This is a genomic window from Paenibacillus sp. GM1FR, assembly GCF_002803315.1.
GTDB classification, from domain to species: Bacteria; Bacillota; Bacilli; order Paenibacillales; family Paenibacillaceae; genus Paenibacillus; species Paenibacillus amylolyticus.
Genome location: NZ_MKZL01000009.1, coordinates 24,938 through 47,338 on the forward strand (window position 1 = coordinate 24,938; position 22,401 = coordinate 47,338).

Here is a 22,401-nt window from a genome sequence, read left to right on the forward strand (position 1 = left end):
AAGCATATGAATAAGATAACAATACGATTAATAAAGTTATGCAGAGCAGATCTTCACGCTCTGCTCTTTTTTTTGTCTGGATATCGATAGCAGAAGCTTGCCCATCAATTGAGCGAATATATATTTTAACAAATGGGCTTTACAACACTATTTCACTAGTGTACTATGTAACTAACACACCAGTACAGAGAGGAGCGAGAGCTTTGTGACTATAGAATTTGATAATAATTTACCAATCTATCTGCAGATCATGCAGTACATCAAAAGACAGATTGTAACCGGGACACTTCAGGCAGGTGACAAAATTCCTTCGGTTCGTGAACTGGCGGCTGAACTACAGATCAATCCAAATACAGTACAACGGACATTTCAGGAGCTTGAGCGGGAAGAAGTGGTCGAAACCAAACGGGGCTTGGGCAGATATGTGACCAGTGAGGAGCGGAAGATTATGACGATCAAAAAAGAGATGGCCGGTGAATTGCTGGAACGTTTTCTGACCGGAATGCAGGAACTGGGGATCGAAGAGCAGGATATCTTATCCATCGTAGCCGATGCCGTTGCGGAAGGAAAGGGAGGAACAACGCATGAGTAACATCCTTGAACTGAACCAGATCAATAAGACATATGGCAATAAGAAAGCGCTCAGTAATATTACATTGGATATTGCTCCAGGACGAATCGTAGGTCTGCTGGGTAGCAACGGTAGTGGAAAAAGTACGCTCATGAAGCTGGTTGCAGGGTTGTTACATCCGAGCAGCGGAACGATTCAAGTCACAGGTAAGCCTGTTGGGCTGGAGACAAAGGCGCTGGTTTCATTTATGCCGGATCGTCCATTAACCGAGAAGTGGATGAGAGTGCGGGATGCGATTGCGTATTATCGCGATTTCTATGCTGATTTTGATGAGGAGAAGGCGCGGGAGATGCTGGACTTCATGAACCTTGTCGAGAGTGACCGGGTACGACATCTGTCAAAAGGTATGAATGAACGACTACAACTAACACTGGCACTTTCTCGTAAGGCTCGTCTGTATTTGCTGGATGAACCGATTGGCGGAGTAGATCCGGTCGCGCGTGGCAAGATTCTGGATGCGATCGTCAAATTCTATGATGAAGACAGCAGTCTGATTATCTCCACGCATCTTGTGAATGATATCGAACGGATTTTTGATGAAGTTGTCTTTATTCGCGAGGGTGAGCTGGTGATGCGGGAAGAAGTGGAAACGCTCCGTCTGAAATATGGGAAAAGTGTGGATGAGATGTTCAAGGAGGTCTATGCGGAATGATGACATTATTGAAGTATGACTTTAGAAGGAACTGGAATACACTGCTGGCTGGGCTAGTTATTTTGATTATCGCTCAAGTGGGGCTTTCCCTTTTCGTATCTGAGGTCACAGGGATTGTGCTTGGCATTATGGGTTATGTTGGAGTTGGTGTGGCTATTTATGTGAAAATGATCAAAACATACACGTCCAATATCCGCTCTTATAATCGCCGTCTGTTACCCGTAACGGGCCTATCACATGTGTTGTCTCCTTTGATCTTTGGACTACTTTGCGGGTTGGGGTTAGTCATTATATTCGCGACTCATGCCTACATCTATATCTCAATGAAGCTACGAATGAACATGGCTACCAATATTGATCTTTCGGGTCTGCATGTTTCGGATTATATTAGTTTGTTGCTGTTTAGCGCATGGGTTATGGTATTCATGACCGTCATTATCTTCCTTTCGATCTCGATTGCAGGCAGCTTCCGTTGGAGAACTGGGCCATGGATTGGAATCGTTGCATTCTTTGTCCTAGTTAATCTGCTTGGCTGGTTGGAAAATATCATTACGACAGGACGCTTCAGTCCAAATGAGATGTTCCGGTATACGGAAGAAAGTACAGGTATTGCAATCACAGCCAATGGTGTACTATGGTCGGACGGCATGTGGGGAAGCATTGTATTTGAAGTCATTGTGGCGGTCATCTTGGTGTGGGCTACCATTTACCTGAACAACAAAAAAGTCGAAGTCTGATAACAGGATAACTTGAACGTGATGCGAGCAACCAGGGTTGCTCGTTTTTTTACATCCAGTAATAATCCACTTTTTGAATCCACTACCATTAATTATACGTATATATAGATATATTGTGTGCTCGATGTGAGATTAGGTTAAAGAGAACAAAAGGATATGTAAGGGAAAGGAGAAAGCGTTATGGAACTATACTTCAGGGATAACTTTTTTAACGCAGGTTACACCGAGATTATGAATCCAAATCAGGAACAGGCAGGGCATCTGGATTTGAAAAGTGTCTTTGGTTCTTCGCTCGATGTATCGGATAACAAGGGATTGGTCTGTAGCGGCAAATTTCGCATGTTAACGAATCGTTGGGATATCACTGCAGCAGATGGGAGACATCTGGGTGTGTTGCGGGCCAGGTTCAGTTTCTTAAGTAAAAAGTATGAATATGACGCAGGATCACGAGGTACATATGATGTGTCTGCTCCAGCATTTTCGCAGGAATATGATATAAGTGGCAGTGGTGGCCGCATTGTGGCCAGTTTCCGTCGCACCAGCGGCTGGTTTAGTTCAGGCGCATTTGTATTAGATAACCAGTCGGAACAACTGGACACGTATGAATTAATTGCAGTGGTTATGGGCGTGCACGCGATTAACAAAAGACGGAACTCGGCAGCTAGCAGCAGTGGAGGAACGTAGTACAGGAGCGCATTAACCGTCATCTTAGCAAAGGCAGTCCCTTCAAGACTCGCTTAACCTTGTTCATAGCAATGTGTTGGACACTGGAAACGATTTTAAGTGGAACGGAGTAAAGCTGGTTGCCACTTCACGATATTTTACGAGCAAACAGGTATACCAAAAAGGTTTGGATGAGATTCTCCAGACCTTTTTTTCGTATATGGATATAGATATGGATTTGGCTTTTGAGCAATAGTTATGGTTAACCCAATCTTACAAAATCATTGACCATCGGCTTTCGCAAGAGAGCCTTCCTCACGTTGGTGATGCTGAGCTTCATTGGAGTGTTCGGAATGCGTATCGGGATCTTTTTCCGCATAACGTGCCAGTGCCTTCGCAGCTGTTTCAGACATCCGTTCCCGTAGCACTGTGTGGTCAGCGATTCGAACCCGTTTTCCGAGAAAACGCATTTTGGATAAGACGTAATCCATCTCATTGCGCGGAACGGTCAGCTCGATCCGATATGTCTGCTTGGCTTCCAGGTACTCGACCTGTTTCTCAAAGCAGGAGAAGGCATAGAGGATTCGGGACAGTTCCTGATTGAACTCGGGCAGTACCTCGATGGTGATGGTCGTTTTGCGCTTTTCCGTTATCACAGCAATTCGGGCAGTGTAGCCAGAAGCGGTATCCGGTTCAACCGGTTGGGCTTCCACGGTAACGATGCTGTGCAGCTTGGTCGACATTAGTTTGTCGAAGCGAGGAGCATACCAGAGCACGTACCATTCTTTTTTGACCATGGAATACTCCAGTTTATACGGGAAGCCGAATTCATCATGGCTCGTGCGTCCATTGCGGACGCGACCGATCAGCCGAAATCCTTGGTGATGGAGAATGATTAGCCGTAATTGTCTAAGAAGTGGATGAGAGACACTGTTTTCCTCACTTTTGGCTTTTTCGGTCAGGTAATCCTGAAGGTTCAGGTCCTGCTCACTATTCAGCATATTGTACATTTTATCCAACGTTACAGCGCTCAGCGCTTCTCTCGCAGCAGGGTGATTCAGCATCATGCGAAGCCAGGCCCGTTCCTGTGAGGTCCAGGTGAACAGTCCGGTTTCATTCAGTCGTGTCATCATCTGGTAATTGAACATCTTCTCGAACAGGTTCATAATATTCCGCAATCTCCTTCCATTCCTTGATCATCTCTTGGCGTAGTCTCTGAGGTGCGATTACTTCACAGCTTGAGCCAAAACTCCGCAACCACGGTTTGATCTCAGTGGTACCGTTGACCTGGATTTCGTAGAGAAAGGTATGATCCGTTTCGGGTATAATTTTGCCCCATTGACCTTGCAGACGAACCCGATCCAGAATAAAGTTGCGCTGACCACGCTCCGGGTGGAAAAAGCGAGCTTGAACCGTCACGGTATTTCCCGTATCCACGAGCCAACTGTAGCGACTAATGTCGGTCCACTGCTGCTTCAGTTCAAGCATGTATTGCTCTTCTACTGAATCTTGTTCCTCCAACTGTGTTATGCCTTCCATGCGGAATTTCACAAAGCCACGGCGGCCCTGATATCCAATTACATACCAACGACCATACTGATGGTCATAGATCACTTCAAGGGGCACGATCCGGTTGGATCGACCACCTGCTTCCCGTTCAAAGCGTGGATTCGTATTCTGTGAACTGTAGCTGGATGGTTTTTTCGGTGAATAGTATAGGAACTGCACACGTTTACGCTGACGAATCGCACTAAGCAGCGTGTAGAGATGAGCTTCGTCCAGGATACGAGAATAATAGTGATACTTATAGATATAGGGCTCGGTAGCTTCTTCTTGCGGGAAACTTGCCGTAATGGCTTTTTTTAAACTGTCGCGCAATAAGTACCCCTGTACGGAAGGAACCTGGGTGTTCGCCATCATATCCACAAAATCATACAACTCCAGCTGTTCCTCCACTGTCAATTCGGTAAGGACGTCCTGTTGTAAAGCATATCGATACGGTCTGCCACCCGGCTCTTTTCGGATAACCCCAACCTCTTCCAGATACTTCAGATCGGAACGAATGGTTTTCTCGTCAGGTAACGCCAGATCCTCCGGCAGATCAGCACAGCAGGCGTCCAGCAGTTCCATCGCGGTCAGGGTTTTATGTTGTAAGGTATGCAAAAGGACAGAAAGCCGCTGAACTTCAGTCTCTTTCATCGACTTGGCGCGGAAGAGGAAGAGCAACATAGGCTCTGCCGACTCCCCGTATTGGAAGCGGACGAGATCTGCCATTTCCCGGCCTGCTTCGGCACTTGAGCGTTGGTCGGCGACGGTCTGCATGATTTCTTTTAATCTGCGATTGGTTTTATCAAAGGTATGTACGGATATGCCAAGCCGCTCGGCATATTGTTTGCGGTTATATGCACCGCTTGTTAGGGATAACATGCGTAAGAACTGAATTTCTTTGTCAAAACTCTCTCTTGCCATGCACATTCACTCCTTGTTATCCCTTCATTGTAGCAGGATGAGTAGCAGGTTTCATTTTAAACTTATGAAAATTCACTCCATTTCAGAAATTGAGTCGTCGTCATACTTTTACCATGTTCGCATGTAGATGTGTGAGGCATAATGAGGTTGTGAAGCGGGACAGCAACAAGCGCTGTGAATTAAGGTTCCGAGGCGCCAGGGAGGGTTACTTCGACTGTTAATCGACCAGGTCGTTGGTTCGAATCCAATCGCCGCCGTTCATGGCGGTGTAGCTCAGCGGTAGAGCGGGTATTATACCTTCCCACCTTTTTCCTCGGAACATTTTATTATGAAAGAACAGCAAATAGACTCACACCGGGAGGTCATGAGTGATGAGCAGAGCGAAACAATTATTTAATCAACCTCAGCCAACGACACGTAATCATGGGGGTTATGGAGCCTATGAGCGATTGGTGGAGGAACAATATATACAGATGTTGATGACCAATACATTGAACAATACGTTTTATACAGATACCCAGCAACTGATGGACGATGCGATGGTCAGTCATCAGGAGATGGCTGAGGTCGATGCAGGGTTTATGGCGCGGGCGCTGGTCTATGCTCGTAATGAAGGTTTGATGCGGTTACAGCCTCTATACGGGCTGGCACTGCTGTCCAAAGTGGACCCGGATCAGTTTGCGAAGGTATTCTCCAAGGTGGTACAGACACCGGCTGACTTGGCCGATTTTCTGACCATTCTCAGAGGAACTGGTCGGGGACAGGGCGGCCGAGCGGTGAAGCGTCAGGTGAGTCGGTTTTTGAACGGCATTACTGAATATTGGGCCATCAAATACAACGGGCGTGGGCGTGGATACAGTCTGGGCGATATGATCGCTACAGCACATCCCAAGCCGATAGATACGAAGCAACAAGCCTTATTCCGTTATTTGCGCGGGCATGAGGTGGATCTTACGGAACTTCCGCAGTTGCAGGCGCTTGAAAAGCTGAAAGCTACCCCAAACCCGGCAAGTCGGATGCATCTGATCGAGAAAGGTAAACTCCCGTATTCGGTGGTCACCTCGATCATGCAACCGACACGTACGGTGTGGGAGGCGTTAATGTCACAGATGCCGACTTTTGCGTTGCTGCGCCATCTGAATGCAATGGATCGTGCGGGAGTTTTTGAAAAATCGAAAAATATCGATTACGTAACAGGTCGTCTAACGGATGCAGAAGCCCTGCGTAAGTCGCGCATCTTACCATTCCGATTCGCCAGTGCATATGAAATGATTGCGAGGGAAGAGCTGCGGGATGCTTTGCGACAAGCGGTAGAGCTATCCATTGGCAACCTACCAACGCTGCCGGGAAAAACGGCTATTTTCCTGGATCGTTCCGGTTCCATGCAAGGGGATTATTTACGGATTGGTTCGGTGCTGGCACTGGCACTATATAAACAAACAAGAGGTAACGCGCTGTTCTGGTTATTCGACCATATGGTTGAAGATGCTCGTCCCAAGATGGATGAGAGCATCCTTTCCCAAGCTCACCGTATTCGCGCACAAGGTGGAACAGACACCGGTCGACCGGTGCGGGAACTTCGGGATATCGGAGAAAAAGTGGATCAGATCATTATGATCACCGATGAACAGCAGAATGAAGGCAGCCCGTTATATGCTGAGCTTGAGCGATATCGCCGGATGATGAATCCGGAGTTGAAGGCATTTATTGTGGATATAGCACCTTATCAACAGGCAATGGTACCGCCACGGGATGGCAAAACCTTTTACATCTACGGTTGGAGTGAAACGGTATTGACGTATATTGCCGAGACTGTGGCAGGATATGATACACTCGCGAACCGGGTGAGAGAGATAGAGATTTAAATTGGGGAATTTGGAGGGGACGGACCATGACCTACGTTCATGAAGAAATGAGAGATACGATTAGACAACAGCTGAAGCAGATTGAACAGGAGGAGCAGGTAAGGATCATCTATGCCTGTGAATCTGGCAGTCGGGCGTGGGGGTTTCCTTCACAGGATAGTGATTATGATGTTCGTTTCTTGTATGTAAGACCGCTGGAGTGGTACTTGTCGATTGAGGATAAAAGGGATGTTATCGAACGCCCCATCAGTGATCAGCTCGATATTAATGGTTGGGATCTGCGTAAGGCTTTGAAGCTGTTTCGCAAATCAAATCCACCGTTACTGGAGTGGCTGCAATCCCCCATTCAGTATGATGAACAGTATAACGTGGCACAGCATATCCGTGCACTGTCGCCTTTGACCTTCTCGCCCAAGTCCTGCATGTATCATTATCTCAATATGGCAAAGGGGAACTTCCGCGATTATTTACAAGGTGAGCAGGTGAAGATCAAAAAGTATTTCTATGTTCTACGTCCATTGCTCGCTTGTGGCTGGATTGAACGTTATGATGCGATGCCGCCGATGGCATTTGAAGATCTTGTGCAAGAACTTGTACCTGCGACTACGCCGCTATATACGGAGATTCATGAATTGCTGCGCCGGAAAAAGGCGGGCGAGGAACTGGATCTGGAGCCGCAGTTGCCCGCAATACAAGCTTTTTTGGCGGAGAAGATCGAGCATTTTGAACAACTGGCCGGCCAGATGGAGAATGAGCGGATTATTCAATTTGAAGAATTGGACCGGATTTTCCGTTTTGCATTACAAGAGGTGTGGGGGAACAATTAGGACACCAGGCAAGCGATTCGATGATGAATGTCCGCGTCCGAACGTTTTATAGTCCAGGTCGGCTGGCTGAATGTGAAGAATCACGAGGGAGAGTATGTTCTAAGGAACACAGGACGTCTTATGTTGCCTCAAGGGTGATTTTTTAAAATGTAAGGAACATGAGACACGTTATTTTCCGAAAAAGTCGGATAAAAGGATAGAAGAAGGCGGTTTATCTCCATATAGCGTGACTGGGGTTTGTTAGGTTTCCGAGGGTGCTTCTCATCATGAAATAAGACGCCAGCGATTCGTTAGCGCTCCATCATGCACTTGTGCTGCTCTGGCTCCGGGACGTTTAAGAACGCTTGGGCTTTCAGCAGGTTTGCAAGAAACGCACTAGTGCGTGACGACATTTTTTATATATAAGGAGGAGAACTGATGCATCTGATCTTGAAAGCAAGCGGCGCTGACGCGGGGGTTGTATCCCATTTGTTAGCGAAGAACCCGCTGAATATATATGACCGCGTAGACAAAGGCGTGCATGTAAGAATGGTGTACACCACAACTACAGAGAACGAAACGGAAGTGCTGATTCATGCCGAGCCTGATCCTGTGGATCTGGTCAGGGGTACACCCGATGGGTATGACATAACGCAATATATCAATGATCGTGAGTTCGTGACCAGCAGTTTGTTCTGCTCCTACATACGTGGGGCGCTAGGGACGGCCCTGAATGGTAAGCCCAAGGAAGACTATGTGCAATGGGTAGGTCATACTTTTGAGTTGGAACTGACATTTGGCCCAGTGGCGTCCGATCTGCCGGATCGAGTTGTGGAAGAATTATTCTCGTCATTAGGATACGCAGTTTCGATGGAACGTGGAGAGTTGTCCTATTCCTTTAATCTGAAAAATAAAAGCACGGTTCGCCATATCATCCTGCGTGGTCGTAACACGGTACAACATGCACTGCGTCAGCTTTTTCTACTGATTCCAGTGCTGGATAATTACAAACATTATTTCATCAGTGAAGATGAGATCGATAAAATCAAACGATATGGTGAAGGGTGGTTGGATGCTCATCCACTGAAAGAACTCATTGTGAAGCGTACGCTACGTTTTACCGAACTGATTCGGCAGTATGAGCGTCAAGAGGGTGCTTTGACTGTGTCCTTTGGACAGGAGAGGGGAATAGGCCACACCTCGGAAGCGATTATTCAGGAGAATAAAGCAGGGCATCAGGAAGAAGGAGAACAAGAGTACCTGGGGTCCGAGTCCGATAGCGATGAGAAGCAACTGAATGCAGATTCTAGAGGTCCAGGTGAATGTACGGATGCAGATGTAGATACAGAGATAGAAGATGGTAATGCAAAGATTGCTGATGTAGATACAGGTACAGCTGGAGGAGATGGCGGGCAATATGAACAATCTGAACCTCCTGTGCGGTTAAACGAGTTGCGTTATCGTACGATTACAGATGTGATTGCAGCGTTGCCAGTCAAACGGAAGATTGTTGATATGGGAGCGGGTGAAGGCAAGCTGTCTGCCCGTTTGGCGTACATTCCCGGTGTGGAGGCCATTCTGGCCGTTGAACCTTCAGGGCAGTCGCGGCTCCGGGCCATGGAGCGCTTTGCTAAGCTGGAGGGTCGTTCAGGAGTGGTGGCTATGCCGGAGCCGATCATCGGTTCACTGTTTTATTTTGACGAGCAGATGCAAAACCAGGACGTCATGATTCTGTGCGAAGTGATTGAGCATATTGAGGAATATCGTCTGAACGGAATTATGAATACAATCATGAACGAATATCAGCCAGAAGTGCTGCTGGTCACTACGCCAAACAAGGAATATAACGAAGTGTATGCAATGGAGCAGGAAAGCTTCCGCCACCATGATCATCGCTTTGAGTGGACTCGTGCGGAGCTGGCTTCCCGGTGTGAGGAATGGACGCAGCACGGGAACTATGGCTATGAAATTATGGGTATCGGTGAGCATGTAGAGGGCTATGGACAACCTACCCAACTGGTCATTTTTGAACGGAGAAAGGAGAGTCTATCATGAGTGGAAAAACGGGTTCTAGCGAAACAGCTAGTGTGGGCAGAGGACAGCAGGATCGGAAAAATGAGATGAAGGAAAGACAGCGGGAGATCCGTCTGCCCTATGCAGGTATCGTCGTTCTTGTTGGCCCGTCCAACAGTGGCAAAAGTACGATGTTGGATCGTCTCGTTGCAGAAAGTGTCATTCGCCGCACAGAAGCCGTCTCGTCAGATCAATTCCGCATGCTGGTTGGAGATGATGAGTATGTGGATTGGAAACACCGTCCTCGCAGTGAAGCGGATGTGATCTATGCGGAGTATCAGCAAGTATCGGCTAAAGCATTTGAGGTGATGGAGGCGATGCTGGCAACCCGCTGCCGTCTGAACAAGCTGACCTGGGTGGATGCGACACATCTGTATCCCGAGGATCGCGAGCGCCTGATTCAGGTGGCAAGAAAGGCTCATGTGCCTGTGATTGCTGTGGTGCTGGATATCCCTGAAAAAGAGCTGCTGGAACGTGATGCCCAGCGGGAGTATCCGCGTGGACGTCAACGGGTGAAGCAACAGGTACAGCAGTTCAAGCGTACATTACGCTCGATCCGTGAGGATGGCTTCGATGCCAGTTATGTGCTGAAGCGGCCGGATGAGATTACGTTTGTCCGCACATCCAATCCACTGGTCGACATGGGTACAGGTATTGATATCATCGGAGATATTCATGGCTGTTACGATGAAATGATGGAAATAATCGTGCGTCTCGGGTATGTGGACGAGGATGGAAGTGGTCTGTACCGTCACCCTGGAGGACGGAAATTGGTTTCCGTTGGTGACGTAACGAGCCGTGGGCCAGAATCATTAAATTGTCTGTTGTTCTGGCAACGGCATTGTGCCGCCGAGCTCGCCTACATGATTGACAGTAATCACTGCTGGAAGATCGCGCGTTATCTGGATGGTCGTGACGTTACGTTGAGTCATGGTGACGAACGGGTGGAGATGGAACTGCTACAGTTTGAGCGGGAGCAAGGCCAAGAGACAGCAAAGCGAGTACGTGCAGAGCTTAGGGCATTTCTGCTTGATGCACCATCTCATCTGGTCTTTTCCCGGAACGGGGTAAGACAGGTGGTTGTAGCACACGCGGGAATTCGAGATCATTTTATCGGAAAACAGTCCAAACGCATTCAGGATTACTGCCGATATGGCGATGTGGAGGGTACGGATGAGCAGGGTCGGCCTATGCGCAAGGATTGGTACGTGGATCACAATTCGGGTGAATGCATCGTCTGGGGACATGATCCCCGTCCATATCCTACGATTGTGAATGATACGGTCAACATTGATCAAGGTGTCGTTTTTGGTGGCATGCTCACTGCTTGGCGAATGCCAGAACGTGAGGCAGTCAGTGTTCCGGCGAAGCAGGATTATGCGAGGGATCCGGATAGTCCATTAAAGCGCTGGGAACAGCGGCGTTTTGCTCCGCCCAACATACGTAAGTTCAAGGAGGGTTTCACGGTTCAGACAGCATCCAAACTTGATGTGTTTGTGCACGGTGAGGTGGCGAAGACGGCAATTGATACGTTTTCCCATTATACTGTACCGCTGGAAGAACTGATTTACATCCCGCCCACGATGAGTCCGCCGCCGAGTGTCTGTTCTGTAGAGGGATATCTGGAGCATCCACAGGATGCGTTCCATTATTATCGCTCACAGGGCGTTACCCGTATGGTTGCCGAGAAGAAACACATGGGCAGTCGGGCCATTTTGCTTCTTTTCCGCGATGAGCAAGCTGCGGTGCAACGAGTGGGTAGGCCGATGTTGGGGAACATTGTGACCCGGACGGGCCGATCCTTTTTTGACCCTTCGACAGAGCAAGATGTGCTTTCCAGATTACATGCGGACTTGACCGTAGACGGTTATTTTGAGCGTCATCAGACGGAGTTTGTATTGCTCGATGCGGAGATTGTACCTTGGAATCTAAAGGCGCGTGAGCTGATTGCTTCACAATATGCACATGTGGCTGAAGCCTCCATGATGGATCGCTCTACGGTGCTGGACAAACTGCGCGAAGCTCAAGCAGCAGGTCGTAACGTAGAGGAGTGGTTGCAGGAAACAGTAGGTAAACTCACTAATTCCCAAACGTTCCGCGATGTATTCCAGAAATACTGCTGGGATGTGGATGATATCGGGGACATTCGGATTGCGCCGTTCCATACACTTGCACATAGCACGGGAGCATTTTGGGAGCAAACACATGAATGGCATATGGAACAAAACCGTGAGTTCGCCCGGATGTCGACCTTGATGATGGAGACGGAATATCGCGTGATCGCAAGTGAGGCAGATGAAACGGATGTCATTCGTTGGTGGAATGAGATTACGGCGGAAGGACATGAGGGGATTGTGATCAAACCCGAAACATTCCGCGCCTGGAATAATAACAAAATGATTCAGCCTGCGATTAAAGTACGAGGACGTGCATATTTGCACATCATCTATGGGATGGACTACCTGGCACCCGAGAATCTGTCCCGACTTCGTAAACGCAAAACGTCCAAAAAAGAACGTCACGCCTTAATGGAGAGTGTCTTGGGTATGGAGGGTATTGAGCGCTTTATACGCAGAGAGCCAGTGGAACGAATTCATGAATGCGTGCTGGCGGCGCTTTCGCTGGAATCAGAGCGAGTAGACCCGCGTTTGTAAATTGTTATATGAAAATAAATTTTGTTATTCACCTATATTGTATGGGTAATTATGGTATGATACTCTGGCCAAACTAATTGCTGGAGGTTATCCGTATGCGTATCAAAGTAATAAGTAGTTTGCTTGCCATTTTCATGATTTTTGCTACGATTGCGTCTGCTCACCCGGGAAGAACAGATTCGAGTGGAGGGCACACCTGTCGTACCAACTGTGCAAAATGGGGGCTGAAACAAGGGGAATATCACTATCACAACGGAGGTTCCTCTTCGAGTTCCAAATCTTCATCTTCAAGTTCATCCAGTTCAGGAAGTACCAAGAAAAGCAACAAGTCTTCAACGGCAACAAAAAAGAAAGCTGCTCCTAAACCAGAATATATCACGTCTTCTGTTCAGGTGAAGGTGAATGGTTCCAAGGTTATTTTCACCGAGTCTCCAATTGTAATGAATAACACAAATCTCGTACCTCTGCGTGAGATGGCCAAAGCAATGAAAGCCAAAACGTCTTGGGACAGTAAGACTCAGACCATTACCGTTACCAAAGATAAGTACAAGCTAATCTTTACCTTGGGCAGTAAAAAGGTGAAGGTGAACGGAAAAGAAGTCACCCTACAGGCAGCACCCAAGGAAATTAAGGGAACGACGTACATTCCCCTCAGAGTTTTGGTAGAAGGGCTTGGGGCATCCCTCACTTCATCTGGTAATACGCTGACGGTGAAAGTCAAATAATAAGAATAAGAATTCATAAAGAAGCAGGTTAGGAGTTTATCCGGCCCTGCTTCTTTTTTTGTATATGAACTTCGTTAAAGCGAAACCTTATCAGGCCATTTTACTTGGCGCTGCAACTTTTGACATGACCTGGATCAGTCGGTATGAGCAACGGCGCGAATCTCAATCAGTTGATGAGGGAAGGCCAGACCCGATGTCCCAACCATCGTAACAGCTGGACGATGCGTACCAATGTACTCTTTATACACGGCAACACATGGCTCAAGATGCTCCTGCGGGTGAACCAAAAAAATCTCCAGTTCAGCAATGTTCGACTTGGTCACGTTAAATCCTGCGAGCACGCGATCCAAGTTATCCAGTGTCTGGCGGACTTGTGCTTCAATATCATCGACACCAATAAACGTCCCCTGCATATCATGCGAAAATTGTCCTGCAATGTAGATCGTACCGTTAATGCTGTATCCCTGAGCAACGCTAAATGCTTCTTCCCAGGTCACACCGTGGCTATATATTTGAGCTGTAGTCATAAGTTTCTCTCCTTTGGGAATTCAAGATAAGGTTAGTATAAACGGAGAAAAACGACTTGGGCAGTACGCACTTTCATGACAGTGACTATCCATAAGGATAGCGTGAGCAGGGTGTTAGTAAGCCCAACGACTCATTCCAGAGAATCTTTATATCAGGATATTTAATTTAGGTGTAACTAACTTAAGTCCTATATCCTTCCACTAGAATCTGGGTAATAATTATAGTAGGCAAGTGATTAATGGAATCTCATAACGTAACGATAGGGGGTAACCTGTATGGCATCTGTGATTCTGCTGGTGAAACAGACGGAGGACGATGAGAAGGTTATTTATCGCTTCGGACCGAATGAGCGAAAGATGGGGCTCATTGAGATGAATAAGATCAAGGAAAGTGTGAGGGAACTGGAACCTGTCCAGGTGGATGGGGTAAGTCCGAGTTTTTTCTTTAACCGAGCTGCGCAGCGACTGGTACGATGTTTATTCAGGGAAGGCGGCAAGTTCCCGGAACGAACGACGTTTGAAACATAGTATACACTCGTTAAAATAAAACACTCTGTAGCCCATGTTGTAGACTGGATACAGAGTGTTTTTACGTTTTATTTGCTTGAATATTCTTTAAGCGTACCATCTGCTTTTAGATCGAGATATAATCTGTGAAGAATAGTTGCTGCTTCTGCTCTTGTTATTGTTTTTCTGGGATTAAATTGGCCTTCATTCGCTGTCATTATACCTTTCTTCTGCAAGGCTGAGAGACGGCTTCCAACCAAAGCCGAGTGATCATCACTAAGTTCCAGTCCTTCAAAAAGTAACGGGTAGATCTTATTGGTCCCATCAATTTCATAATTAAAGCGTCCATCATCCAAAAGTTCATTTTTAAACTCGTGTTTGGGGATATCTTTCATCGTGTGGAGAATGTCATAGACTTCTTGATCATCATCAATCTCCTGGTATAAGACAGGTAACAGATTTACTACTCCGATACGAGTGAGTTTGTTATCAGGGTAGAAATAGTTGTTTCCCTTCTTAATGGCATATGTTGAATAGGTAAACTGTGAGAGTGCTTTAGATGTGGAACTGTAAGCCCAGTGACTGGCAGGAACATCTTTAAACTTACGAGTTGGAGTGTCATCATTCGTTATGTATTTATTAAATAACTGTGAAAACATCGTGATGAATTCTGCTTTGGTCACACTATTATCGGGTTTGAAGTTGCCATTTTGGTAACCTTTGATAATTCCTTTCTTGCTCATAAATTCAATGGATTCGATAGCCCAAGAGTGTTTGTATTGGGAGACATCATTGAAGGTGGAACTTTTGGCACTGGCAGCTGTAGAGCCTGCGATGAGAGATGACAAGAGGAACATGATTATAACTAGCTTTTTCATGCTGACTTCCTTTCTAAATGTAGATTCAAATTTTGGAAACTCCTAAATCTTAGCATAATAAATTTTGAGCGTATACTTATTTCAGGAAATGAAGGGACTATTTATCTATTCTGAAAAGGGTGTTATGGCATTTGCTTAATGTAATGGATGAAAAAAGGCCCATCTCCACAATGTGAAGACAGACCGTTCTATTAATGCTAAGGATATTTATTCCATTCTAAAATTTCAGAACGTTTTGGCATAAGAGATAAGTGCCGTAATTGTGATGATGTTAAGCAACGTTGAGATTAGCACGGTCTGGGCTGCATAATCGGGTTCGTTATCGTATTCTTCTGCGAGAATGGATGCATTGACACCGGTCGGCATACCCGAGGCAATAATGAGTGCCTGTGCGGCGATGCCTTCCAACCCAAGCAGTAGCACAATTGAAATCCCGATAGCCGGGCCAATCAGAAGACGCAAAAATGTGCTAATATACACATCAAGACGGTACAGTTGAATTGGATATTTTACAATCTGTGCTCCGAGCGTCAACAGTGCGACGGCAACCATACTTTGCTGCGCATAGGTCAGTGGCATGGACAGGAACGTAGGCAAGGGAACCTCCCACATGTGTAACAGAATCCCCAGCAAGAGTGCATATGGAACAGGCATTTTAAGAAAACCAATAATCACCGCACGGTAATTACCTTTGAGCTTCGCGCCCTGAATGGACAACACGCCATAGGTGAATGTCAGTAATGCCTGCAAAGACATGACCAGTGCCTGAATGGAAGAGGCGAGTGGATCGCCGCGGAATACCAGTGCATTGATGGGCAGTCCATAGTTGCCTGCGTTATCCAGCATAATACTGTTGTTGAAGGCAGCCTTCATGCCTTTATTCATCCGAAGCGAGCGCGCAAATACAGAACCTACAATATAGAGAATCAATACATATATCGCGTAAAAGAGTGTCACGGTCCCAAGCAGTTCGCCCGACATATCCGAGTGGTACATGCTCATAAAGACGGCTGCTGGGGTAATACAATAGAAATTGATTTTGGCGAGTGTGTACAAGTCCAGCTTGAACACCTTTTGCATCCAGGACCCGACGGCGATCAGGAGAAAGACGGGCAGGACGACTTCAAGCATGATGTCTGCAATCATTAGTTCAGCTTCCTTTTTCATGAAAATTTCAATCCGATTTCGAAAATACTTTGCTTATTATATCATTTTATACACACACGAAAGATGTAATTAGTTAAAAAAGATAAGGGGGCTTCCCATCATGATTCCAGATCATCTGGATGTTGGTTTATCGATATTGTTTATTGGTTTCAATCCGAGCATTACGTCTGGAGAGACGGGTCATCATTATGCTTACAAAGGAAACCGGTTCTGGCGCATCCTTGAACGGTCGGGATTAACCCCGCGTTTATATGATGCACAGGAGGATGGAGAGTTGCTGAAGCTGGGATATGGATTCACGAATATTGTGGCCCGGCCCACCAGAGGTATGGAGGATATTACGAAGGAAGAGTACGCAGAAGGACGACAGATTTTACGGCAAAAGTTGGAGAAATACCGACCGGACATCGCTTGTTTTGTCGGAAAAGGTGTATACACCCAGTACAGCAAGCGTACCAAAGTGCAATGGGGATTTCAGGACGACCCGGTCGTCAAGGAAATTCAGGAGTTCGTCGCTCCGTCGTCCAGTGGACTCGTGCGCATGTCGATGGATGAGATTGTGGCGATCTATTCCCAGCTTGCTGATTTTGTTGCGGAGAAGAACAGGGAAGATTAAGAGGCAAGTAAGCAGAGTTCACCCAGTCGGTTTTGCCGGTAGGGCGAATTCTTTTTTTTGGATAAAGTGAGAGGTTTCGGGAATGGCTTCCGTCTATATAGTACAGAACCATGCATGGAAGCTGTAGAGAAGGGGGATTACATGAATCAACAGATACCGGAGGAGGAGCTTATTCAGCGTATTGTTGCAGGGGATAAGCAGTTGTTCTCCGTGCTAGTGGATCGATATAAAAATAAAGTCTACGGCATCATGCGCGGAATGGGCGCGAGTCATCCGGATGCACAGGATCTCGCTCAGGATACGTTTATTCGCATCTATCGTTATCTCTCGTCGCGGCGTGAGGGAAGAAGTTTCTCGTCGTGGGTGTACACCATTGCGGTGAATCGGATGCGGGATTTTATACGGGAAAAGAAACCCGTCATGTCTCCGGTCAATCAGGGGATCGAACCTGTCAGTAATGAAACACCTGAAAAGCGTGTGCTGCATAAAGAGATGCAGCGTGAAATATATCGACAGCTCGAACAGTTACCTGAATCGTATCGCCTGGTGTTATTACTGAAGTACACAAACGAGTTGAGCTATGAAGAGATTGCAGACATTACAGGCATGAGTTCAACCAAAGTGCGCAACGCCCTTTATCGCGGGAAAAAAACGCTGAGGAAGCAAATGGAACGCAAAGGAGGTTTAGCTACGTATGAAGCCTATTTCAAAGGATGAAGATCGGTTATGGGAGGAGCACCTGTACCGTGAGGAGCCGGATGCGGATTTTACGCTTAAGGTCATGCAGAAGCTGGATGGCGTGTCTATGGAAAATGGAGAAGAAGAGCATCCATTCGTGAAAAAATCCAAGAGAGCGCATTGGATGCGCCGGACTGGAATCGCCGCAGCGGCAGTTGTGATTCTTGCGGGAGGGGCCTGGTTTGCTTTCGAACGAACAGCAGAGCTAGCACAACCCGCGGTAAATGCTGTGGATCAGCGGCTTCCCGACATCCCCGTACCAGAAGAGATAAGATCTGCTTATCTGACGGACGATTACAAACGTCTGAAACCACTTGATCTTGTAATTAACCCGAATATTCAAATTCTAGATCAGGGGTATACGCTCAAGATTAGCGATGTTCTAGTGGATCGTTCACAAATTATTATTATAACAGAACAAAGCAACCCTAAAGGCAACACGATATCGGATGTTTATCTGGATGCGGGAAGAATTCATGTTACAGATGAAAAAGGGAACAGTGTTGCTTCCATGGCGGTAGATACGAGGCTTAGCAGTTGGAAGTATCAAAGGTTTGTATTCCAATTGAATGATGATATTCCAGATCACGTATTTGTACGGGGGGAATTAAGTTATTTAAAAATCCCTGATCATTATAATCTTGATACTGGAAAAATTACAGCAAGTAATACAACGGTGGATTGGAGCTTCCAATTCAACATCGATATGACCAAAGCCAAATTAATGTCTGTTGAGGCTCCCATGGACAACACCTATACCACTCCTGAGGGGGTAAAGCTAGACATGACACAACTTGTGAGAACGCCAAACGGAACCCGACTTGATGTGAATGTCAGTTTGAATGATCAACTGCAGGCTAAAGTGAGTGAGGATTGGAAGGAACAGATGGATATCCTTTATCACATCGAAATTCCTGAAACCAATGAGTATAGAATATTTAACGGAAGCAGGCCTTACGCTCGACAGCCGAAGTTCCGGCTCCGTGATCTGAGTGAAGCGAACGAAAATGGCGGTTGGTTGAAACTATCCGAGACGTGGGACCCCGCATTTGTGACGGTGGATGCGAAGAATATTCGCTTTGTATTAGATGGCTACACCTTACTGGTAAAGGAAGAAAAGTCTATCGAAATTGATCTTGAACAACTCCCTCTCACGACCACAATATTTGAGCAATCGGGTGACAGAGTCGTTTTGAATGGGTATAACTTTGATCCAGAAAGAGGGAGTTATATTCCATCGGGTAGTGGAACCGATGACCAGCATTCTCTTGTATTGTTAGGAAGTGCAGAGTTCTCCAACGAAATTGCCGGGGACAAATGGGTGGCGGTTGATCGTGAAGGAATCGAATATCCCGTTTCAATTCTAAATTCGATTAAAGAGATAAATAATGACGAAAAATATGTTACAAGTGATCTCAAATTAATGGTTCATGGACTCCATCAGAATTCTGCTACCAAGTTCACCTTGAAACGAACGGTGGTTCACCGTGAGTTCCGTGATGTGAATTGGGAAGTGGATCTTCCGTCGTACGATAGCCTGCCTTGGCTGAAATAACCAGTAGTACAATTCTCAGACATGAAGTAAATGATGCTTTGAATGGATGATATAAGGATTGATCAACTGATTTAAGTGTGGATGTATAGAGACATATAAGCGTATAAGCCTAATATACGAAAAGGCCCTGCATAATGGTATGCGGGGCCTCTTTCGTATGCACCAGATTTACGGGGACAGCAAGTACCTAACGAAACCATCTTCAGAAAACAACGGTTACCCTTTCCGAATTATGCCGATTCCCTTGGAATCAACGTAGTCGATAACATAACCGTCTCTTTCGGCGTTCCCGGGCGTTCGATCCGGCGTTGCAAAGCTTCCACCGCACGCTGTCCAAGTTCCTCTTTGCACAGGTTAACTGTGGTCAGGGGCGGGGAGGACGTAACGGCAGAATGTACATTGTCGATACCGATGACAAGGCAATCTTTAGGCGTGGAGATGCCCATCTCCTGTAATTTATGCATCCATTGCAAAGCAATATCATCATTAACACCAATCCAGGCATCGGGACGTTTGTCATCTGGTATGTTTTGAATGGCGGTAGCCAATTGGTTAACCCATTCGCCGTTCTCATACGGAATATTCCATTCTCTAAAGCTGGTCGTATGACTGGTGTCCACATGGAAATGGTTCAGAGCCAACTCAATCCCGATTTTCCGCTGGGCGAAGCTCGCAGCACGGCCATCATCTGTGATGAGGCCGATTCTTCGGCAATTCATAGACATTAGATATCTAGCCACGGTGATGCCAGCTTCCAGATTATCATGGCTGATCGTATCACAATTCAGCAGGGGTTCCTGATGATCTACCAAAATAATAGGCCGACCTGTCTGAGAGAGTCTTTGCAGAACCGTATGCGGGAAAGCCCCCATGACAATAATCCCGGCACAACGTTCCCAGTCCAAGTGAGGAGCAATAGCTTTTTCGGGAGAGGTGTTCTCGTCCGTCACTCCGAGTGAGGGAGATACAATGGCATGATGCCAACCACGCTCATTACAGGCGGAGATCATGCCTGACAGAACACGTTGCCAGTAGTGGGGTTCACCGCGGTTGAGCTGATTCATGCAAATGAGAACAAACGGTGGTTCGGACGGATCTGCATGGTTTGCAGTAGCAGAACTATTGCTAGTACCTGGAGTACTTTGGCGATACCCCAGTGCCCGAGCGAGTTCCAGAACCCGTGCGCGTGTTCCTTCACTGACACCCGTCTTGCCACTGAGTGCGCGGGAGACGGCATATTTGGATAATCCGAGCTGGTCAGCCAGCGTCTGAATGGATACTTTGCGTGACATATCATTACTCCTTCATTTGACGATCATCTTCTGACACAGTACACTTACAAATAATAATGTTATTATAATTTATCATAACAAAAATAACAATATAATTAGAGTGTTAGCTCCAATCTATATATGTTCAACTAAATATTTACACGATAACGGAGAGGGCAGAAATAACCTGAAGAAGCGAAGCGTGCGCCTTTATCACCGGATTTTCCCTTGAGAAAGGGGATCGGAAAAAATCTGGGGATAACAGCGATCGGAAGGTTATTCTGCAATCGGAGTGCTGGTGTAAAAAATATTAGCTGAACTTAAATAAACCAATTCAAAGGAGACGACATCCATGGAACAGTTCAGATTACCGAAAATCCCTATGCCACATTTGGAATTGCCACAAGCTGTGCAGGATATTCTGACTGAGGCGGACGAGCGTTTGCAACATCGACCGAGATTGCTGGCGCAGTTTCGAAATTGTTTTCCGAATACACTGGAAACGACCACGAAGCTATTAGAGGATGGAACAACCTTTGTAATTACAGGGGATATTCCCGCGATGTGGTTAAGGGATTCTGTAGAACAGGTCATGCATTATGTTCCGCTTGCGAAGTATGACGAGAACTTACAGCGTATCATCGGAGGGCTGATCAAAAGGCACACGTTCTACGCTGATATGGATATCTATGCCAATGCGTTCAATGAAACGGCGAATGGATGGCATTGGGATGCCAATGATGAGACGGAGATGTCACCTTGGGTGTGGGAACGGAAATTTGAACTGGATTCCCTCTGTTTCTCCATGAAGCTGGCTTATACATATTGGCGGGAAACGGAACTCACGGATATATTCGATGAGCGCTTCAAGAAAGTGATGGAGAATATCGTACAACTATGGGAGACAGAACAGCATCACGCAGAGCAATCACCTTACCGGTTCATGCGGCGTAATTGTCCAGCTCATGATACCCTGCGTAATGAAGGATTGGGTATGCCAGTGAATTATACGGGCATGATCTGGTCTGGATTCCGTCCGAGCGATGATGCCTGTGATTTTCATTATAATATTCCGGCGAATATGTTCGCTGCGGTAACCTTGCGGCAGATGGGGGAGATCGCGAAGTGGGTGTTCCGGGATGAACAGCTGGTGAGTCGAATGGCTCGTTTGGAAGAAGACATACGACATGGCATTTCTCTGTACGGTACTTACCGTCATCCAGAGTATGGACAGATCTATGCCTATGAGACGGACGGTTACGGCAACTTTTGTCTGATGGACGATGCGGGTACACCTGGCCTAATGTCCATTCCGTATATGGAGTATGCTTCGATTGAAGACATGGTGTATCAGAACACACGTCGATTCATTTTGAGTAAGGAAAATCCGTTCTACTATGAAGGGCAGGTAGCGAAAGGCATTGGTAGCCCTCATACCCCTCCGGGATATATCTGGCACATGGCGCTATCCATGCAGGGCCTGACCGCAGACAATGACGAGGAGATGCTGGCGATGATTGAATTGCTGGAGAACACGGATGCGGGTACCGGATATATGCATGAGGGCTTCCACGCCGATGATCCTAACACATTCACCAGACCGTGGTTCGCCTGGTCCAACAGCTTGTTCTCGCAACTAGTGTATAAGGCAATGAAAAAAGGAATTCTATAAAATGATGAAAGTTCAAAAAGATGCTCATTGCTCGCGAAGCAGCCGTTCCGGTTACGAATCGTTCTTTTGATCGCTGTTATCCCCGGATTTCCTGATCGACTTTTGTAAAGTCGAAATCCGGTGATAAAGGTGAACGCTTTGCTTCTTCAGAATCGATTTCGTTCCCTGCACTGCTTTTACTATCGAGCGCGACTG

20 protein-coding genes are annotated in these 22,401 nt (G+C 46.6%); 14 read left to right on the plus strand and 6 right to left on the minus strand.

All coding sequences use genetic code 11. The annotated features are described in order from the left end of the window. The first annotated feature begins 205 nt into the window (after positions 1–205). The 4 genes from PAEAM_RS05210 to PAEAM_RS05225 all read left to right on the plus strand — a co-directional run bounded on the left by PAEAM_RS05210 (position 206) and on the right by PAEAM_RS05225 (position 2,704). Positions 206–592 (plus strand): GntR family transcriptional regulator, encoded by a 387-nt coding sequence (locus PAEAM_RS05210; protein ID WP_036606428.1) that lies wholly within the window; start codon positions 206–208, stop codon positions 590–592. Then, entirely contained in the window at positions 585–1,283 is a 699-nt protein-coding gene (locus tag PAEAM_RS05215) for an ABC transporter ATP-binding protein (RefSeq protein WP_017690291.1), read from the plus strand. Before PAEAM_RS05210 ends, PAEAM_RS05215 begins: the two co-directional genes overlap by 8 nt. Continuing rightward, positions 1,280–2,020: a hypothetical protein gene (locus PAEAM_RS05220; protein WP_036672426.1), complete on the plus strand. Its 741-nt coding sequence runs from the start codon at positions 1,280–1,282 to the stop codon at positions 2,018–2,020. The genes PAEAM_RS05215 and PAEAM_RS05220 overlap by 4 nt, the downstream gene beginning before the upstream one ends. Before the next feature lie 180 nt (positions 2,021–2,200). Continuing rightward, positions 2,201–2,704: an LURP-one-related/scramblase family protein gene (locus PAEAM_RS05225; RefSeq protein WP_100526883.1), complete on the plus strand. Its 504-nt coding sequence runs from the start codon at positions 2,201–2,203 to the stop codon at positions 2,702–2,704. A gap of 260 nt (positions 2,705–2,964) precedes the next feature. Here PAEAM_RS05225 and PAEAM_RS05230 read toward each other — a convergent pair whose 3' ends face one another. Continuing rightward, positions 2,965–3,849: a WYL domain-containing protein gene (locus tag PAEAM_RS05230; RefSeq protein ID WP_100526884.1), complete on the minus strand. Its 885-nt coding sequence runs from the start codon at positions 3,847–3,849 to the stop codon at positions 2,965–2,967. Beyond that, entirely contained in the window at positions 3,797–5,152 is a 1,356-nt protein-coding gene (locus PAEAM_RS05235) for a helix-turn-helix transcriptional regulator (protein ID WP_100526885.1), read from the minus strand. The genes PAEAM_RS05230 and PAEAM_RS05235 overlap by 53 nt, the downstream gene beginning before the upstream one ends. Before the next feature lie 371 nt (positions 5,153–5,523). Here PAEAM_RS05235 and PAEAM_RS05240 point away from each other — a divergent pair, with 371 nt between their 5' ends. The 5 genes from PAEAM_RS05240 to PAEAM_RS05260 all read left to right on the plus strand — a co-directional run bounded on the left by PAEAM_RS05240 (position 5,524) and on the right by PAEAM_RS05260 (position 13,275). Continuing rightward, positions 5,524–7,017 carry a TROVE domain-containing protein gene (locus PAEAM_RS05240; protein ID WP_100526886.1) on the plus strand — a complete coding sequence of 498 codons (1,494 nt, stop codon included), beginning with the start codon at positions 5,524–5,526 and terminating at the stop codon, positions 7,015–7,017. 26 nt (positions 7,018–7,043) lie between these two features. Then, on the plus strand, positions 7,044–7,844 hold the full coding sequence (locus PAEAM_RS05245) for a nucleotidyltransferase domain-containing protein (RefSeq protein WP_100526887.1): 801 nt from the start codon (positions 7,044–7,046) through the stop codon (positions 7,842–7,844). Between the two features lie 417 nt (positions 7,845–8,261). Then, positions 8,262–9,878: a 3' terminal RNA ribose 2'-O-methyltransferase Hen1 gene (locus PAEAM_RS32200; RefSeq protein ID WP_243391274.1), complete on the plus strand. Its 1,617-nt coding sequence runs from the start codon at positions 8,262–8,264 to the stop codon at positions 9,876–9,878. 65 nt (positions 9,879–9,943) lie between these two features. Then, positions 9,944–12,550 (plus strand): polynucleotide kinase-phosphatase, encoded by a 2,607-nt coding sequence (locus PAEAM_RS05255; protein ID WP_100526933.1) that lies wholly within the window; start codon positions 9,944–9,946, stop codon positions 12,548–12,550. Positions 12,551–12,645: 95 nt separating this feature from the next. Continuing rightward, positions 12,646–13,275, plus strand: coding sequence for a copper amine oxidase N-terminal domain-containing protein (locus PAEAM_RS05260; RefSeq protein ID WP_076319440.1), 630 nt, complete (start codon positions 12,646–12,648; stop codon positions 13,273–13,275). Positions 13,276–13,409: 134 nt separating this feature from the next. On the opposite strand, the gene PAEAM_RS05265 is transcribed toward PAEAM_RS05260, so the two are convergent. Continuing rightward, positions 13,410–13,802, minus strand: coding sequence for a RidA family protein (locus tag PAEAM_RS05265; protein ID WP_100526888.1), 393 nt, complete (start codon positions 13,800–13,802; stop codon positions 13,410–13,412). A gap of 276 nt (positions 13,803–14,078) precedes the next feature. Here PAEAM_RS05265 and PAEAM_RS05270 point away from each other — a divergent pair, with 276 nt between their 5' ends. Further along, positions 14,079–14,330: an RNA-binding protein gene (locus PAEAM_RS05270; RefSeq protein ID WP_091015650.1), complete on the plus strand. Its 252-nt coding sequence runs from the start codon at positions 14,079–14,081 to the stop codon at positions 14,328–14,330. 68 nt (positions 14,331–14,398) lie between these two features. Here the strand turns inward: PAEAM_RS05270 and PAEAM_RS05275 are convergent, their stop codons facing one another. After that, positions 14,399–15,187 (minus strand): S-layer homology domain-containing protein, encoded by a 789-nt coding sequence (locus PAEAM_RS05275; protein WP_100526889.1) that lies wholly within the window; start codon positions 15,185–15,187, stop codon positions 14,399–14,401. A gap of 225 nt (positions 15,188–15,412) precedes the next feature. Further along, positions 15,413–16,333, minus strand: a complete 921-nt coding sequence (locus tag PAEAM_RS05280; protein ID WP_100526890.1) for an AEC family transporter — start codon at positions 16,331–16,333, stop codon at positions 15,413–15,415. Positions 16,334–16,454: 121 nt separating this feature from the next. Here PAEAM_RS05280 and PAEAM_RS05285 point away from each other — a divergent pair, with 121 nt between their 5' ends. From PAEAM_RS05285 to PAEAM_RS05295, 3 genes are all read left to right on the plus strand, one after another. Beyond that, complete coding sequence (locus tag PAEAM_RS05285) at positions 16,455–16,970, plus strand: mismatch-specific DNA-glycosylase (protein ID WP_100526891.1); 516 nt, start codon at positions 16,455–16,457, stop codon at positions 16,968–16,970. Between the two features lie 141 nt (positions 16,971–17,111). After that, positions 17,112–17,687 (plus strand): RNA polymerase sigma factor, encoded by a 576-nt coding sequence (locus PAEAM_RS05290; protein WP_100526892.1) that lies wholly within the window; start codon positions 17,112–17,114, stop codon positions 17,685–17,687. Then, a complete protein-coding gene (locus tag PAEAM_RS05295; RefSeq protein WP_100526893.1) occupies positions 17,665–19,263 on the plus strand; it encodes a hypothetical protein in 1,599 nt (532 codons plus the stop codon). The genes PAEAM_RS05290 and PAEAM_RS05295 overlap by 23 nt, the downstream gene beginning before the upstream one ends. A 230-nt stretch (positions 19,264–19,493) precedes the next feature. Here PAEAM_RS05295 and PAEAM_RS05300 read toward each other — a convergent pair whose 3' ends face one another. Further along, positions 19,494–20,555: a LacI family DNA-binding transcriptional regulator gene (locus PAEAM_RS05300; protein ID WP_100526894.1), complete on the minus strand. Its 1,062-nt coding sequence runs from the start codon at positions 20,553–20,555 to the stop codon at positions 19,494–19,496. Positions 20,556–20,886: 331 nt separating this feature from the next. Here PAEAM_RS05300 and PAEAM_RS05305 point away from each other — a divergent pair, with 331 nt between their 5' ends. Continuing rightward, complete coding sequence (locus PAEAM_RS05305) at positions 20,887–22,206, plus strand: glycoside hydrolase family 125 protein (protein ID WP_100526895.1); 1,320 nt, start codon at positions 20,887–20,889, stop codon at positions 22,204–22,206. Positions 22,207–22,401: the final 195 nt, after the last annotated feature.